The sequence below is a fragment of the Bacillus massilinigeriensis genome (assembly GCF_900117315.1).
Classification (GTDB): Bacteria; Bacillota; Bacilli; order Bacillales; family Cytobacillaceae; genus Bacillus_BE; species Bacillus_BE massilionigeriensis.
In genome coordinates this window covers 3,376,250-3,391,334 of the sequence record NZ_LT630337.1, presented here as the reverse complement: position 1 = coordinate 3,391,334, position 15,085 = coordinate 3,376,250, and the positions used below count along the sequence as shown (strand labels likewise).

The 15,085-nt window shown below is 35.7% G+C and carries 14 protein-coding genes and 1 pseudogene; 8 read left to right on the top strand and 7 right to left on the bottom strand.

Translation table 11 applies throughout. The features are described 5' to 3' along the window. Positions 1 to 198: 198 nt before the first annotated feature. A complete protein-coding gene (gene nagE, locus BQ6100_RS16905; protein WP_075982723.1) occupies positions 199 to 1,647 on the top strand; it encodes an N-acetylglucosamine-specific PTS transporter subunit IIBC in 1,449 nt (482 codons plus the stop codon). An 89-nt stretch (positions 1,648 to 1,736) separates the two neighbouring features. Here the strand turns inward: nagE and BQ6100_RS16900 are convergent, their stop codons facing one another. Continuing rightward, positions 1,737 to 2,615, bottom strand: a complete 879-nt coding sequence (locus tag BQ6100_RS16900) for a sulfite exporter TauE/SafE family protein (protein ID WP_075982722.1) — start codon at positions 2,613 to 2,615, stop codon at positions 1,737 to 1,739. A 206-nt stretch (positions 2,616 to 2,821) separates the two neighbouring features. On the opposite strand from BQ6100_RS16900, the gene BQ6100_RS16895 reads away from it, so the two are divergent. Continuing rightward, positions 2,822 to 3,241: an RrF2 family transcriptional regulator gene (locus BQ6100_RS16895; RefSeq protein WP_075982721.1), complete on the top strand. Its 420-nt coding sequence runs from the start codon at positions 2,822 to 2,824 to the stop codon at positions 3,239 to 3,241. Positions 3,242 to 3,533: 292 nt separating this feature from the next. Here the strand turns inward: BQ6100_RS16895 and BQ6100_RS16890 are convergent, their stop codons facing one another. Further along, the gene (locus BQ6100_RS16890) at positions 3,534 to 4,904 is read right to left on the bottom strand and encodes an aldehyde dehydrogenase (protein ID WP_075982720.1); all 1,371 of its coding nucleotides are present in this window, start codon (positions 4,902 to 4,904) and stop codon (positions 3,534 to 3,536) included. 61 nt (positions 4,905 to 4,965) lie between these two features. Further along, a complete protein-coding gene (locus tag BQ6100_RS16885) occupies positions 4,966 to 6,063 on the bottom strand; it encodes an SDR family oxidoreductase (protein ID WP_075982719.1) in 1,098 nt (365 codons plus the stop codon). A 186-nt stretch (positions 6,064 to 6,249) separates the two neighbouring features. Between BQ6100_RS16885 and BQ6100_RS16880 the strand changes: the two are divergent. Both BQ6100_RS16880 and BQ6100_RS16875 read left to right on the top strand, forming a co-directional pair. Continuing rightward, positions 6,250 to 6,457: pseudogene (locus BQ6100_RS16880) on the top strand (zinc ribbon domain-containing protein). Between the two features lie 635 nt (positions 6,458 to 7,092). After that, complete coding sequence (locus BQ6100_RS16875) at positions 7,093 to 9,060, top strand: methyl-accepting chemotaxis protein (RefSeq protein ID WP_075983609.1); 1,968 nt, start codon at positions 7,093 to 7,095, stop codon at positions 9,058 to 9,060. Positions 9,061 to 9,452: 392 nt separating this feature from the next. Here BQ6100_RS16875 and BQ6100_RS16870 read toward each other — a convergent pair whose 3' ends face one another. After that, a complete protein-coding gene (locus tag BQ6100_RS16870; RefSeq protein ID WP_075982718.1) occupies positions 9,453 to 10,007 on the bottom strand; it encodes a DUF2812 domain-containing protein in 555 nt (184 codons plus the stop codon). Continuing rightward, complete coding sequence (locus BQ6100_RS16865; protein ID WP_075982717.1) at positions 10,004 to 10,333, bottom strand: PadR family transcriptional regulator; 330 nt, start codon at positions 10,331 to 10,333, stop codon at positions 10,004 to 10,006. Before BQ6100_RS16865 ends, BQ6100_RS16870 begins: the two co-directional genes overlap by 4 nt. 218 nt (positions 10,334 to 10,551) lie before the next feature. On the opposite strand from BQ6100_RS16865, the gene BQ6100_RS16860 reads away from it, so the two are divergent. Together BQ6100_RS16860 and BQ6100_RS16855 are read left to right on the top strand one after the other, a co-directional pair. Then, positions 10,552 to 11,271 (top strand): M15 family metallopeptidase, encoded by a 720-nt coding sequence (locus BQ6100_RS16860; RefSeq protein WP_084780442.1) that lies wholly within the window; start codon positions 10,552 to 10,554, stop codon positions 11,269 to 11,271. A gap of 167 nt (positions 11,272 to 11,438) precedes the next feature. After that, complete coding sequence (locus BQ6100_RS16855; RefSeq protein WP_075982716.1) at positions 11,439 to 12,200, top strand: SagB/ThcOx family dehydrogenase; 762 nt, start codon at positions 11,439 to 11,441, stop codon at positions 12,198 to 12,200. 108 nt (positions 12,201 to 12,308) lie between these two features. Here the strand turns inward: BQ6100_RS16855 and BQ6100_RS16850 are convergent, their stop codons facing one another. After that, on the bottom strand, positions 12,309 to 12,554 hold the full coding sequence (locus tag BQ6100_RS16850; protein ID WP_141770160.1) for a hypothetical protein: 246 nt from the start codon (positions 12,552 to 12,554) through the stop codon (positions 12,309 to 12,311). A 339-nt stretch (positions 12,555 to 12,893) separates the two neighbouring features. Between BQ6100_RS16850 and BQ6100_RS21315 the strand changes: the two genes are divergently transcribed. After that, entirely contained in the window at positions 12,894 to 13,043 is a 150-nt protein-coding gene (locus BQ6100_RS21315; protein WP_159433167.1) for a hypothetical protein, read from the top strand. Positions 13,044 to 13,176: 133 nt separating this feature from the next. Here the strand turns inward: BQ6100_RS21315 and BQ6100_RS16845 are convergent, their stop codons facing one another. Continuing rightward, the gene (locus BQ6100_RS16845) at positions 13,177 to 13,719 is read right to left on the bottom strand and encodes an IseA DL-endopeptidase inhibitor family protein (protein ID WP_075982714.1); all 543 of its coding nucleotides are present in this window, start codon (positions 13,717 to 13,719) and stop codon (positions 13,177 to 13,179) included. A gap of 893 nt (positions 13,720 to 14,612) precedes the next feature. Between BQ6100_RS16845 and BQ6100_RS16835 the strand changes: the two genes are divergently transcribed. Beyond that, positions 14,613 to 14,930 carry a DUF4406 domain-containing protein gene (locus BQ6100_RS16835; protein ID WP_075982712.1) on the top strand — a complete coding sequence of 106 codons (318 nt, stop codon included), beginning with the start codon at positions 14,613 to 14,615 and terminating at the stop codon, positions 14,928 to 14,930. The last annotated feature ends 155 nt before the right edge of the window (positions 14,931 to 15,085 follow it).

Here is a 15,085-nt window from a genome sequence, read left to right as displayed (position 1 = left end):
CCAGCTTTTTTATAACCCCCAAATTGGTGTGTTAGGAGATCATATGTCCAAGAGTTTTACTGGTCTAATTTATCATTCTGCATTTTTGTCTTGATGTAGTTATTTCCTAACATCGATGAAATTATTCATAAAAATAGCTTGCATTCCAGGGAAACAATGGCTTCCGAAAAGGAAAATCAATTATTAGGAGGTATTAACATGAAGAAATATTTCCAAAGATTAGGCCGTTCGTTAATGTTACCGGTAGCTGTCTTGCCAGCAGCAGCTATTCTACTCGGTCTAGGATATTGGGTTGACCCAACTGGCTGGGGAGCTGATAGTCCGCTTGCAGCCTTCTTAATTAAAGCCGGTGGTTCTTTAATTGATAATATTCCTATCCTATTTGCCGTAGGTGTGGCCTTAGGGATGGCTAAGGAAAAGGATGGTTCTTCGGCACTTAGTGGTCTAGTTGCTTATCTAGTGGTGACCACCTTGCTTTCTTCAGGTACGGTTGCTATGCTTCAAGGTATTGAAGTAGATAAAGTTGATCCAGCCTTCGCAAAAATTGGAAACGCGTTTGTAGGTATTATTTCAGGTTTAGTTGCTTCAACCATGTACAATCGATTTAGCCACGTACAATTACCAGATGCCTTTGCTTTCTTTAGCGGAAAGCGACTTGTTCCAATCATGACAGCAGCTTCCATGTTAGTAGTATCAGCTGTATTATTCTTTGTTTGGCCAGTTGTCTTCTCTGGATTAGTTGCCTTTGGTGAAGGAATTGCTAAATTAGGTGCTGCCGGTGCAGGTCTATATGGATTCTTTAACCGTTTATTAATTCCAACAGGCTTACACCATGCCTTAAACTCCGTGTTCTGGTTTGATGTTGCCGGAATTAATGATATTGGTAATTTCTGGTCAGGTGAAGGTGTAAAAGGGACTACAGGTATGTATCAAGCTGGATTCTTCCCTATTATGATGTTTGGTTTGCCGGCAGCAGGTCTTGCCATGTACCACACTGCTAAAACGAAAAAGAAAAAACAGGTAGCATCCTTAATGCTAGCAGCAGGTTTTGCAGCATTTTTAACTGGGGTAACAGAGCCGATTGAATTCGCTTTCATGTTTGTTGCACCAATGCTTTATGTTGTTCATGCTGCATTAACAGGTATTTCCTTAGCAATTGCTTCGTTGTTCCACTGGACAGCAGGATTTGGATTTAGCGCAGGTCTTATTGACTTTATCTTAAGTTCAAGATTACCTTTAGCAAATATGCCGTATATGCTATTGCTTCAAGGTTTAGTCTTTGCAGTGATCTATTATTTCTTATTCCGTTTCTTAATTACAAAATTTAATTTGATGACTCCAGGCAGAGAAGACGATGATGCTGAAGACGAAACAGGGTCCGTTAACATGAATAAACGTGAAAGATTTGCCCAAATGGCAGCGACAATTTATGAAGGCTTAGGCGGGGATGAAAACGTTATCAGTGTCGATAACTGTATTACACGACTTAGACTAGAAGTAAAAGATATGAATAAAGTAGACCAAGCAAAGATTAAATCTACAGGTGTTCCAGGAATCAATATCATTGGAAAAACAAGTATACAAGTCATTGTCGGAACACAAGTACAATTTGTAGCAGATGAGATTGAGAAGATAAGAAAAAGGTGACAGGCACCATCCACTTTTTGGAAAATGATTATGACGGCTAACCAAAAACACAATGTTCGTCTTGAATGAACATTGTGTTTTTGTTATGTTTACGTAATGCTTTTCACACTATTCTTTTTTAGCTTCCAGGTTACATTCCCTATAGCGAAGAACCAAAGTACTAGTAGCACAAGATAGGTGAAGACCGCGGTAGAAGTGGAAACATCTAATGCACCTAATAAGGTTCTGATATTTGTAATGATAATAATCCCACCAACCAAAGTACCAAGTAGGTTTGTTGGAATAATTTTCACAAGCCATGCGGCAATAGGTGCAGCAATCAGACCACCAATCATGAGAGCAATAACCCATTGGAGATTGATTTGAGACCATCCTAAGGTCAGGAGAAAGCCTAATGTTGAAGAGACTGCTATAGCAAATTCACTGGTATCAACAGAGCCGATAACCTTTCTTGGCTCCATTTCATTGTTCGTCAATAACACCGGGGTAGCAATTGGACCCCAGCCTCCCCCACCAGTAGCATCAAAAAAACCGGCAATAAAACCTAATGGTAGGAAATGTTTTTTAGACATTCTTTTTCCAGACAATTTTTTAGGAGCATTAAATTTAAATAAAAAACGATAAATCACGTAAAATCCTAATAATAATAAAAAAATAGAGACGTAGGGTTTAATAATATCCCCCGGAATACTTCCCACAAAACAAGCACCTAAGAAAGCCCCAATTGAGCCAGGAATGATTAAACGATAGACAACCTGTTTGTCAACATTACCAAATCGAATGTGAGATACACCCGATGCTGCAGTTGTGATTACTTCGGCCATATGCACTGATGCGGATGCAACTGCTGGGGCAATTCCAAAGAGAAGCAATAACGAGGTAGAGGTGACTCCATATGCCATACCTAAGGACCCATCAACTAACTGTGCAGCTAATCCGATCAGGGCGAGAACAATCAACCTTTTCAAAGGAAACACTCCTTTTTTTAAAATTACTGAATAGATTAGATAAAAGGGATCATTCATCTAGAATATGTGTTCGAAGTCTATTTCTGTAATGTTGACTAATCTAATCAAGTTTCTAATTTACAATATGAGCGTTTATCTTGGTGGGTTCTTTTACCAGATGAAAATAGGCAGTAGCCTTTATGTTTTCAATAAGGGAGTGAATAGAAGTGAAAATATCCAGTAGAGGAGAATATGCCTTACGAGCTCTAATTTATTTAGGTTGTCATGACGAAAAGTTAGTATCTATTGAAGAGGTATCTGAAAGGACCCTCGTTCCAATAAACTATTTAGAACAAATTCTCTTACAGCTTAAGAAATTTGGATATGTACAAAGTAAAAGGGGGGTAAAAGGAGGGTATAAATTGAGTAGAAATCCAAAAGAAATCATCATTGGAGAAGTTATTAGGAATTTAGAAGGTCCACTTGCGCCAATGGGATGTGTTAGCATTACCTCATACGAAAGCTGTCCACTAGAGGTAGGATGCCTGCTTAAACCACTTTGGGCACATGTTAGGGAAACAGTGGCAGATTTACTCGATAAAACGACGTTAATGGATTTACTGGAACGAAATATTAATAAGGTATAGCTTTTTGCGGGAAGGGTGCTCGGGATGATTCATACAGCTTTCCCTTTTTGTAGGATGAGGTTGAGGAAGTAGTCAAATGGCAGGTATTATATGATCTCTAGTGAAACTGTCAATAAATAGTGCTATTAAAAATAGGGGATATGGAATTTAATCCATACCCCCTTTCGTATTTTAAAAAGGTTTTTCATATTTTGATATTATTTTGGAACAAGAGAATCGTTTCTTTGTCTTGCAAGAAAGGAAGCACCCATAAGCATAACTTACATTCAGTGGTGCAATTTTAGCCAAATTCCTATTTTAAAAACATTTTTATTTTCTTCAACCCATTCTTCACGTTTGGATATCGAAAAGGTATGTCAAACTTTGTTGTCTGCTTTAATACACTTTTCTTGTGCGAAAAGGTATCAAAGCTCCCTTTCCCATGGTAGGCGCCCATTCCACTTGGCCCCACACCACCAAATGGTAAATAAGGGGAAGCAAAGTGATAAACGGTGTCATTAATACAGCCACCGCCAAATGAAATGCTATTTAACACCTTTTGTTGTATTTCCTCATTTTCAGAAAATAGATAAAGGGAAAGCGGGTGTGGATGATGATTAATACCTTCAAAAGCATCATCAAGGGAATCAAATTCAAGTACAGGTAAAATCGGTCCAAAGATTTCATCCTGCATGATAGGGTCATCCCAAGTAATATCCGTTAAAACAGTTGGCTCAATCATTAAGGAATCTTCTTCTCTTTTCCCACCCCAGAATAGTTTTCCATTACTAATAAAAGATGCAAGTCGATTGAAATGTCTTTTACTGACAATCTTAGTGAAATTCTCATTCTTAAGGGGCTCAGCACCATAGAGTTCCTGAATCGCATCTTTTAATTGTTTTAAAAATTCCTCCTTAATATTCTTGTGAAGATACAGATAATCTGGGGCAATACAAGTCTGACCGGCATTGGTGAATTTCCCCCATGCAATCCTTTTGGCTGCAAGCTTTACATTGGCATCCTCATGAACAATACATGGGCTTTTTCCCCCTAATTCTAGGGTGACAGGTGTCAGATTTTTAGCAGCAGCCTCCATGATCACCTTCCCAACAGGAACACTTCCAGTAAAGAAGATATAATCTACCTTTTCACTAAGTAAGGCTTGGCTCGTTTCCACTCCACCCAAAATAACCGAAATATATTCTTCCGGAAAAATATCTTGGATGAGATCGGCTAACTGCTCCGAGGTTTTTGGAGTAAGCTCCGAAGGCTTAATAATGGCGCAATTACCAGCTGCAATCGCGCCGATTAATGGGGCAATTGCGAGCTGAAACGGATAGTTCCATGGTGAAATAATGAGCGAAACTCCGTATGGTTCTGAATAAATATATCCTGATGAGCCGATATGGGTGATAGGGGTCTTCACCTTTTCTGGTTTCGTCCATGATGATAAATGACTTAAAGTAAACCGAATTTCCTCAAGAACTACACCAATTTCAGTGGTATATGCGTCAAATTCAGATTTATTCAAATCTGCTTTAAGGGCAGCAAGCAGATCCTTTTCCTTCTGCTTAATAGCAGCTCTAAGCTTTTCTAGAGCCTCCCTCCGAAAGTCGAGCTTCTTTGTTTTATTTGTTCGAAAAAAATTATTTTGCTTTGTGATAAGGTTTGAATAGTTCTCCATGTAATCCCTCTTTTAATAATTAAATATTGGGTTGACAACAGTCTCCTTAATTACTGAATGATTAAAGAATGGAGATCTGCTTGTTATCATCATTTTTATGCTTTTTATAAAATTGTACAATCGACGGAATGACATCTTTAAAATCTGGGCAGGTAATTCCTGACCCTACCAAATCCATTTGGGTTTGGGTGCTATCGTATTTTGCCATACAGGTAAAATAATCAAGCGCCTCTTTCTCGACTCTTACCCATCTACGAAAAACAGGGATGGAGAGAAACCATCGAGCAAGCTGAAGAGGAATCATTCCTACAGGCTCCTTTCCAAGACACTCCTTCATGAGCATCCGATAAACCTCGTTGCAGGAATACGGTTTAGGATCTGTTAGCTGATAGGTTTTTCCAATACCGATATCCGCATGTCCTAAATAAATCGTTGCGTCAAAAATATAGTCTATTGGAACAAAGTTGCCTTCCGCTTGGCCCTTCCCTAAGTATGGAATAAGTGGTAAGAATTTAAGTCTATCAAAAAAGTTTAATATAAAGTAGGGCCCATCAAATTTGATTGTTTCTCCAGTTTTTGAGTGTCCGACAACAATACCCGGTCGAATAATCGTAGTAGGGACCTGACTAATCATTTTTCGAACCAATACCTCTGCTTCGAATTTTGTACTTTCATAGTGATTTTTAAATGATTGTTGCTTTTCTAACTCTGATTCAAGAATTCGGCCTTCACGGGTCCCTGCAACATAAGAAGTACTAAAATATACATAACGCTTCACATGCTTTAAAGTCAGTATCCAATCATTCACATTTCTTGTACCTACTACGTTTACTTTATAGGCAATATCCTTTGGAACAGCAAGGTCATAAATCGCAGCAAGATGGAAGACATGTGTTATTTCATCTTCTAATCGGGTACGATCCTCCTCTGAAATAGCTAAATCAGGCTCTGTTATATCCCCCGGAATAATCGTAAATTGATTAATATTTATATCCTCCTCAAGAGCAATCTTTTCAACTTCTTCTTGAGCCTTTTTTAGAAAAGTAGATTGTACAAGTAAATATACATGGTTAATCTCATATTTTTTTCTAATTATTTCTTTTATAAGAGAGGTTGCAATAAATCCTGGAAATCCAGTGAAGAAATAAGTGTTGGACATTAGCGTATAACTCCTTTTATATAATATTTCAAAAAACAACGTTTATATATATGTAATATTCTATGTAAATCGAAAAATTCATTTCTATTATTTAAAATTTTATGAAAATATATATAAAACTTCAAATAAATGGAATCGTTCCTCACTATAATCATATATATACGAGAAAATGCTTGAGTGTTTGATATGGATGATAAAGGATGCTTTAAATGTGGATGCCAGGAAGCGAAAGACGAAGGAAGTAGCATTTACCGGAACTGGTTTATCCAAGATGTTTGATATTCAGCACAATCATTTCACAGTCGTTTATTGCACAAACTGTGGTTATTCGGAGTTTTATCATGATGATTCCAGTGATGCTTCTAACATCATTGACCTGTTCTTTGGTGATTGAGGAGCTGACATGGAGGGAAAGGAAGAAGATCTTTCTCTTCATGTTATTTTTTTTGTTCATTCTTACAGTATCTAGCCTCTTATAATTGTGAGCAGTTTTGTGAATATCAGTAATTTGTAAAAAAATGTAGTAATTTGTAAACTTTTGTTGAAATTAGTATATTATTCAATTATAGTTAATTTGGACCACTGAATTAAAAAATTTGTAGATTATCTTAAATAACTAAGACAATAGCCCACAGTTAATACTAGACAAAACCAATTAATAGGGAAAAATGTTATTTTATGATTAGAATGAAGAGATTTTGATCAAAGTAATATACTCCACAAATAATCATTCTTTTACTCTAATTATTAAAAAATAAACTTCACAGAAATCAAGTCAACTAGATGTTATTTATTATAATAATTTCCAAAAAAACAACCTATTTTTATGAGGGGTTAAATGAAGGGCTATCCTACCTGAGAGTAGAATAGCCTTTTTTTGTTATTTCAAGATAATAAATGAGGTGAGTTGGGGAATTTGAAGAGACAACATTGCGATGAAATGGGGGGAGCAATGTTATTTTCGATGGGGAAAAGTTTTGGTAAACACATCATAATAAGCAAATAAAAGAGGGGAATTTTGTGAAAGCTATAGTGAAATTTTTTAGTAATTTGAAAACCAAATTAATATTAACTTTTTCGTTTATTTTAATCGTTCCTTCAGTTATTATAGGGTCTTTATCCCTTATGAGTGCGGAGAAAGCTGTGGAGGACCAGATCCTATTTGGTTTTACTGAAACAATGACCGTATTGGATTCAACCATAGATCAAACTATTGAATCAAAACTTCATGATATTGATTATTTTTCAGAAAGCATTTCACCAAATCTATATGAAAAAGGGAATAGTCAAAAGCTCCATGAGTTGTTTGATAATTATATTAAGCTGCATCCAGAAGCTGCAAATATTTTACTCGCGACAGAATCAGGTGAATTTTTTCAGGAACCTGCCGTGAAATTAGATTCTGACTTTGATGCAAGGAAACGTGTTTGGTATATTGATGCGATGGAACATAAGGGGGAGGTCGTCATATCTGAACCCTTTAAATCTGCTGCAAATGGCGAGATGATTATCACGATTTCAAAAGTTGTCAAGGACGGTTCAAGTGTTGTTGCCGTTACGATGCCATTGACTAGCATACAGGAACTAACTAAAGATGTGAAAATTGGTCAAAAAGGATATGCCTTCATTTTAGACAAAACAAAAAAATATATTGCTCATCCAACTCAAGAGTTAGGTAGTGAGGCCTCTGACAGCTTTGTTAATAAAATGTTCAGCAAAGAACATGGGAATTTTAAATATAAATTTGAGGGAAAAGAAAAAATTCAAGCATTTACAACAAATCAATTAACCGGTTGGAAATTAGCAGGGTCCATCGAAAAGGCTGAGATTGATGAGGCTGTTTCCTCTATTATGCATAAAACTATTTTAGTCATCTTAATTGCAGTATTTGTTGGGGCAGTTGTTGTTTTCTTAATTATTAAATCGATAATTAAACCCATTAAGGTTCTAAGGGAAAAGGCAATCACAATTAGTAAGGGTGATTTGACAGAAAAAATAGAGATTGAAACAAGTGACGAGATTGGTCAATTAGGACATGCATTTAATGAAATGCAGGAGAGCTTAAAGTTATTAGTAAGAGAGGTCGAGGGTAGCGCAGAGCAGGTGGCAGCTTCATCAGAAGAATTAACAGCAAGTGCAGAACAGACAAGCGCGGCAACGGAACAAGTTGCAACATCCATTCAAGAGGTTGCACATAATGCCGAAGTTCAAACGAATGGAGTAGACAAAAATGCTCAATCTCTCTTTGATGTTTCTAAAGGGGTTGATCAAATTGCAGAAAGCTCTATAAGGGTATCTGAACTCGCCCAACAAACCACCATTCAAGCTGAGGAAGGTGGTAGAGCAGTAACAAATACAGTAAATCAAATGAATTCTATCCACGAGTCAGTGGTAGAGTCTAATAATATGATTAAATCTTTATATGAGAGCTCTAAGGAAGTAAGCTCGATCTTAGATGTCATTACAGAAATATCGGATCAGACGAATCTTCTAGCATTAAATGCAGCTATTGAAGCGGCTAGAGCTGGAGAACATGGAAAAGGATTTGCGGTGGTTGCAGATGAAGTTCGGAAGCTAGCTGAACAGTCTCAGGAGTCGGTGAAGAAAATTTATGAGATTGTTCAAGGAATCCAGGACGATACGGCAAACTCAGTACAAATTATGGCACGTGTGACCGATAATGTTTTTGAGGGTGTTCAGGTTTCGAATGAGGCAATTGAGAAATTCAAGCTAATTTTACAGAGTACAAAAGAAGTCCCTGTGCAAATGGAGGAGGTTTCTGCAACGGCTCAACAAATGTCAGCAGCCATTCAAGAGATAACCTCTACGGCGAATGAAATCACGATTATTGCCCAAGGAAACGCTGCAACATCAGAGGAAGTGGCTGCATCAGCTGAAGAGCAGCTGGCATCCATGGAGGAAATCTCTGCCTCTGCCCAAGCATTGGCCTATAAGGCAGAGGAATTAAAGGGGCTTATTGCTAAGTTTAAATATTAAATTTAAGTCAAAACCAAAAATGAAAGGACCGCAATATACTATCTTTGCAGGTCTTTTCATTTTTTTTATGCATTCCTATGAGCTGTGAGTGAGGATTATTAAGGTGTTGAAACTGTTATAATCATATATGGTATAAAATATAGTAAATATTTTGATTGTCATGGTTAGTTTCATTTAGGTACTGCCACTAGCTGAGGCCTTAAAGAAAGGATATGAAAATTTAGCGGATGCCGTTGAAAACATATGTAGAATATTTAAGGCTAATAGGTGTGAATGAAAAACCCGAACGGGAAGAGAGACTTCTTCTAATTCGGGTAAAGGTTCATAGAGTTATTTCATTAATAAATTTGGCAAGAGGCAACCATCGGAGGGACGATGAACCAGTCTCCTCATCATTTGTCACGAATATCCTTTTCCTTTTTCAAGTCTTCTATTTTCTTGGTTAATGGCAAAATCAAAAATATGAGTAATAATGCAGCTACAGAAAATGATACGATGGAAACATAAGTGTTAATAGGGGTACTTCCCATTGATGTTTCTACATATCCCATATAATAATTGTAAATACCAATCAAAAAATTAAATGCAGCAATAATTAGAAATAACAGTCGAATTCGATGATAATGATTGATTAATGATCCATAATCAGTATATATCTGGAATTCACCATCAACTGCTTTTTTCCTAAAATAAACCCAACGATGATAGTTTGTTACAACCTCAGCGCCCATTTCCTCCATAAATTGTAGGTAATTTCGACTTTCTGGATGATTAATAGGGTGTTCAAGTAATTCAAGCCTGTATATGTATTCACCCCTAGGAGCATCCTCAAATACATACTTACACCAAGAATAATTGGTAAGGGCGAACCCTTTTGCTGCCATGTCATTTAAAAACTTTTCTTCCTTCTCAAAATCAAAATAGGCCTTTCTGACAATATGCATCATTCCGGTAACCCCCCAGCAATGGCCTTGCCATTTTTAATGAGTTCCTTTAACCTTGAAATCTCTGCATCTACAATCTCTTTTCCTAGCTTAGTAATTTGATATTCCTTTTTTCGAGAATTTTCCTCATTTTCTACTGGTTTGATCCATTCCTTTGCAAGTAAGGTATTAATCGCCCCATACAAGGTACCTGCTCCAAGTGAGACCCGTCCATTACTTAGCTCTTTTATATTCTGCATAATTCCGTATCCGTGCATTGGCTTATAGAGGGACAAAAGAATATAATACACCGCTTCAGTCAAAGCACCATATTCCGTTCTTCCAGACATTATCATGACCTCCAATATTATTACGTTTGGCGATATATCGTCTTTAGTTATATTATATCGACTACTGATATAAAATTCAATGAATCTTTTCACTATTTTATAAATATTTTTAATCTCTTTATGACATCCCGTATAATGGTTCTATAAAAGAGTTTTACAGGGTTTTGAAGAGGAATATTCATATTTGAAGAAAATGATCATAGAAAAGGAGTACAAGCATGAAGCGAGTGAGTCGTCTTTTTAATAGAAAAATAGGTGGGTATACACTTTGTACCTTCACCATTATCTTAACTGCCTTCCAACCAATAGCAGCAAATGCAGATAACAAAACGATTGATTCGGATACATATATATATGAAGAAATGAAACAAACAAGCGTGAAAAAGACAGATTTTGTTCGACTGGACAAGCTGGATAAAACCATTGTCCAAGATCTAAAATACGCTACGAAAAATAATTTCACACACAAAGTCCAATACAATTTTAAGCATGCTGTTCTAAGAAGAGGAACAGCAGAAAAATTAGTGAAGGCCAACACTTATTTGAAAAAGAAGTATGGCTATCGAATGAAAGTATGGGATGCCTACCGACCGTACAAGGTCCAAAGGGCCTTTTGGAATTTCCTCCCCAATGCGAATTATGTCGCTCGCCCGAATTACACTTCAGGTCATGTACTTGGTGTAGGAGTAGATGTCACCCTCGTCGATAAAAAAGGGAAGGAGCTAAAGATGCCAACCAAATTCGACGACTTCAGCCTAAGAGCTTGGAGAAAAAGTGAATCAAAGTGGACAAGTGAACAAAGACGCAATGTCAAAATACTTACTGATGCTATGAAAAAGTACGGTTTTGATACGACTAAAACGGAGTGGTGGGATTATAAGGATTCAGAGAGGGGGAAGTATAAGTATGTGAATGTGGATCCGAATAGGGTTAGGTAGATTAAGGTAATAGGAATGTCTTCTATTGGATGAAAAAAGAGAAAGTAATGGATCAAGAAAAATTTTGTTGATTAGGTCAACCCATGTTTCTATCTATGATGTAGCTCACAGAAGTTTTTCCTAAATAAGCTATGATAAATAGGAATGACACTTGTGGAGGAACAATCATGCCTAGATTTGAACAGCAAAGAAATTTCCTGAAATCCAATTTCTCTGAATTTAAGAAGATCAAGACGGATAAGATAAAAGGATTGCCAAAACCGCCAACAGTTAAGTCCTTTGACCCTAATTCAAAGATTATTAATCTACCAAAGGTAAACGATATGGTTGTAACAAATTCCAATATCTATAATTGTATAAAAGAAAGAAGGAGTACAAGGTTTTATGCTCCTGAGTCATTGAGCCTCGAGGAGCTATCCTATCTTTTATGGGCTACTCAAGGAATTTCTGGTACAACAAAGTCCGGACTCTCCTTGCGAACGGTTCCATGTAGCGGTGCAACCCATACGTTTGAAACCTACCTATTTATTATGCGCGTTGATGGATTACAGGAGGGCGTGTACAGATATCTACCCGTAGAACATCAGCTTTTATATATGTTTGATTTAGAAAAAATTGATCAAAAAATTGATGAAATTACTCTGGAGCAGCCTTTTGTACCGAACTTTGCTAAAAGGGCAGCAGTGATGTTTGCCTGGAGCACCATTCCTTATCGTTCGGAGTGGAAGTACGACATTTCCGCTCATAAAAAAATTCTAATTGATATTGGACATGTGAGCCAGAATCTTTATTTAGCTAGTGAATCCATCGAAGCCGGGGCATGTGCTATCGGTATATATGATCAACAGCTAATTGATGACATTCTTCAATTGGATGGGGAAGAGGAATTTGTTATCTTTTTAGGTGCAGTAGGGAAAAAGCGGAAATAAACTATCTCATGCAATATAAATTAAACAATAAATTAAGCAAAAACCCCCTTTATAAGGCTAGACTAGTATGTTTACTTGATCTACCTAGTTATAAGGGGGATCTTACCTTTAGATAAAGTTTTCAAATAAAATTTTGTTTGAAATGGATTTTACCTTTCTCAGTTTGATGCTTTTAATGGATTCATTAAAATGAACCATACCTATATAATAAAAAAGTTCCCCGTTTTTTTCGTATAGGGTAGGTTTTCTTTTTGGATATGCGGATGACAAAACAATTCTTCCTCTTTTTCGAAATCCCATTTCTATTAATGCATGATCCACGTTTTGGTAGCATCTTGATTCATCAACTTTCAATAAACAGATATTCCTCATTTCAAAGCTCCTTATGTAACTAATTATATATGGTTAATTATTCCACCAAAATCCATCATGGTCCAACAGTATTTTTCTACAAATTTCGATTAAATTCTACATGTTTTTACATTTTTAACATATTTATATATTTCGCAGACAAGTAAAATATCTTGATTTTATTAATATAAAAAGGAAATTTTCATGACTCAAAAAGGTAGTATAGTACTAATTTACTATTTTATTACAGCATTTAATTTATTCCTTTGTATAAGTTATTAGATAATTTATAATCTTTAATAGAGATAATTGTAGATTTTGTAAAAGAAAGGGATTTTTGGATTGCTAAAATTAGAAGAAATTGAATTTAAAAAGGTTAAAGAAAAGTGGTTGGAAAAAGGGGTAGTATTATCTGATGAGGAAGTTAGAAGATTATTTGGATTGGGCGAAACTAATGCTAAAGAGTTTAAATTACCAAATCGTGAGAAATAGAACTTGCTTCGCATTTCATTAGATTCCTTTCTTGTGACAGGTCATATCTGTACACGGGGAAGGAATTTTTTCATATCTAAAGAAGAAATATAAAGGCAGAAAGTATATCCTATACTGTTCTGCCTTTTTCATGTTATTTTACTGCATCGAACGCATTAATTTGCCATTTTCCCTTTACCTTCACAAAAGTAACGTTTTGCTTAGAGGTTTCTTTGTTACCATATGGTACTGTGAATTGATATAATTTTACGTCTTTTCTTTGATAAATAAGTTTTACTTTTGCTTTGTTCCATTCCAATAAACTTCCACTATCTGCATTCGGTTGGGCCATTTTCCCTTTGTAGACAACAAAGCGATATTTCTTAAATCCTTTATCGATGGCATTCAATGTGAATACTTCATTTAAGTACTTCACAACCTTTGTTTTTGTATTAAATTCACTGCACAAATAGCGGTAATCAGTACCTTTATAGTTGAAAGAACCTTTTGGACAAGTGGTTTTTTTCACCTTTGGATTGTGACCACTCATAACACTCCAGTATTGATCACGTGCAGTTAAAGCAATCTTTTTCGCCTTAGCACTTGTTAAATCCCCTGAAGTTGTTGCTGCAGAAGCCCCGATACTGAAAGTGAACAATGCAAGACAAGCTAAAATACTTGCAAACCATTTTTTCATTTTTTCTCCTCCTTTTTGTTTTCACATATAAATAAACGATTTACAATCATTGGAAGTTACAGTGGAATGGAAAATTTAATGACCAAAAAATCGACAAATATCTGCTTTGGTTGGAAGAAAATTAAGGGTTTAAATAATTGATCCATTAGGAGGCCGGCTTTTTTATTCCAACTAAGTAATAAAAGGAAATTACTCAATTCACTATTAGATATGACTTTTTAAAGCTATTATTTTATTGAATTATTGGATAACCAAACATGGATCCAGTTACCGAAATAATTAACATTTTAGTCTTAGGGTGCATGATACACATACTTGTACTAATCAAGATTATTGAGAAGGTGAAAATGGTGATTTTATTTGAGTACTTCTGTGATGATTGTAAAGAGAAATTTTATCTTCAATCCTTAAAGTCTATCGAAAATATTATTTGTCCACATTGTGGAGAAAGAGGACAAGTAATCATTTATTGTAAACATTCAACAGACCTTGAGAATATGAAGTATGATCAATTATCAAGGAATCTATTCCCTTTGAGTAAGTAGCCTATGGTTGTATTACCTTGCTGCCAGTAGGATAATTATTGATTTTTTTATATAATTATTGCTATGAAAGACAAAATTGTAGGAAGAGCAAGGAAATGGTCTTTCATTACCGTTATGAAGGACAAAAATTGAAGGAGGAGGAAAAATGTCTTTCATTCTCCTTATGAAAGACTAAAATTGCGGGAAAAGCAGGAATTTGCCTTTTCAAAAAGGGAAAAATTGTATTGATGTAGAAAAAACGAAAGGCATTCACTAATATACCAATATGATTTCTAGCTGGAATATCTAATTATACTTAAAGACATTCAAGAGTATGAACAAAATATAACTGTGGAAAGGTCATTTTCTATGAAAGTCATTACTTTATGCGGGTCAACAAAATTTAAAAAACAATTCGAAGAGGCGAATGCTTATCTTACATTACAAGGGAACATTGTGATCAGTCTAGGTTTCTTTGAACAAAGCGAGGGTATTGAAATAACTCAAGAGCAGGCAAAATTGTTTGAAAAGATTCATTATGAAAAGATTAATATGGCAGATGAGATCTTTGTTATTGATGTAAACGGCTATATTGGTAATAGTACAAGAAATGAAATTGAATATGCCAAACAACGAGGAAAAGCCATTCATTATTATTCAAAGTCTTCATTAAATAATAATATTTAACCGTTATGAAATTTCCTTCTTAATCCTATGATATGGCTAGGATACCTCCATATTTTCACCAAAAAAACAAAGGGAAAATAAGACCACCACCTCTGTAAAACCTGTGTTGTTTTCAACCAAAAAATTGTTCACCTTCACCCATAACCAATTAGATA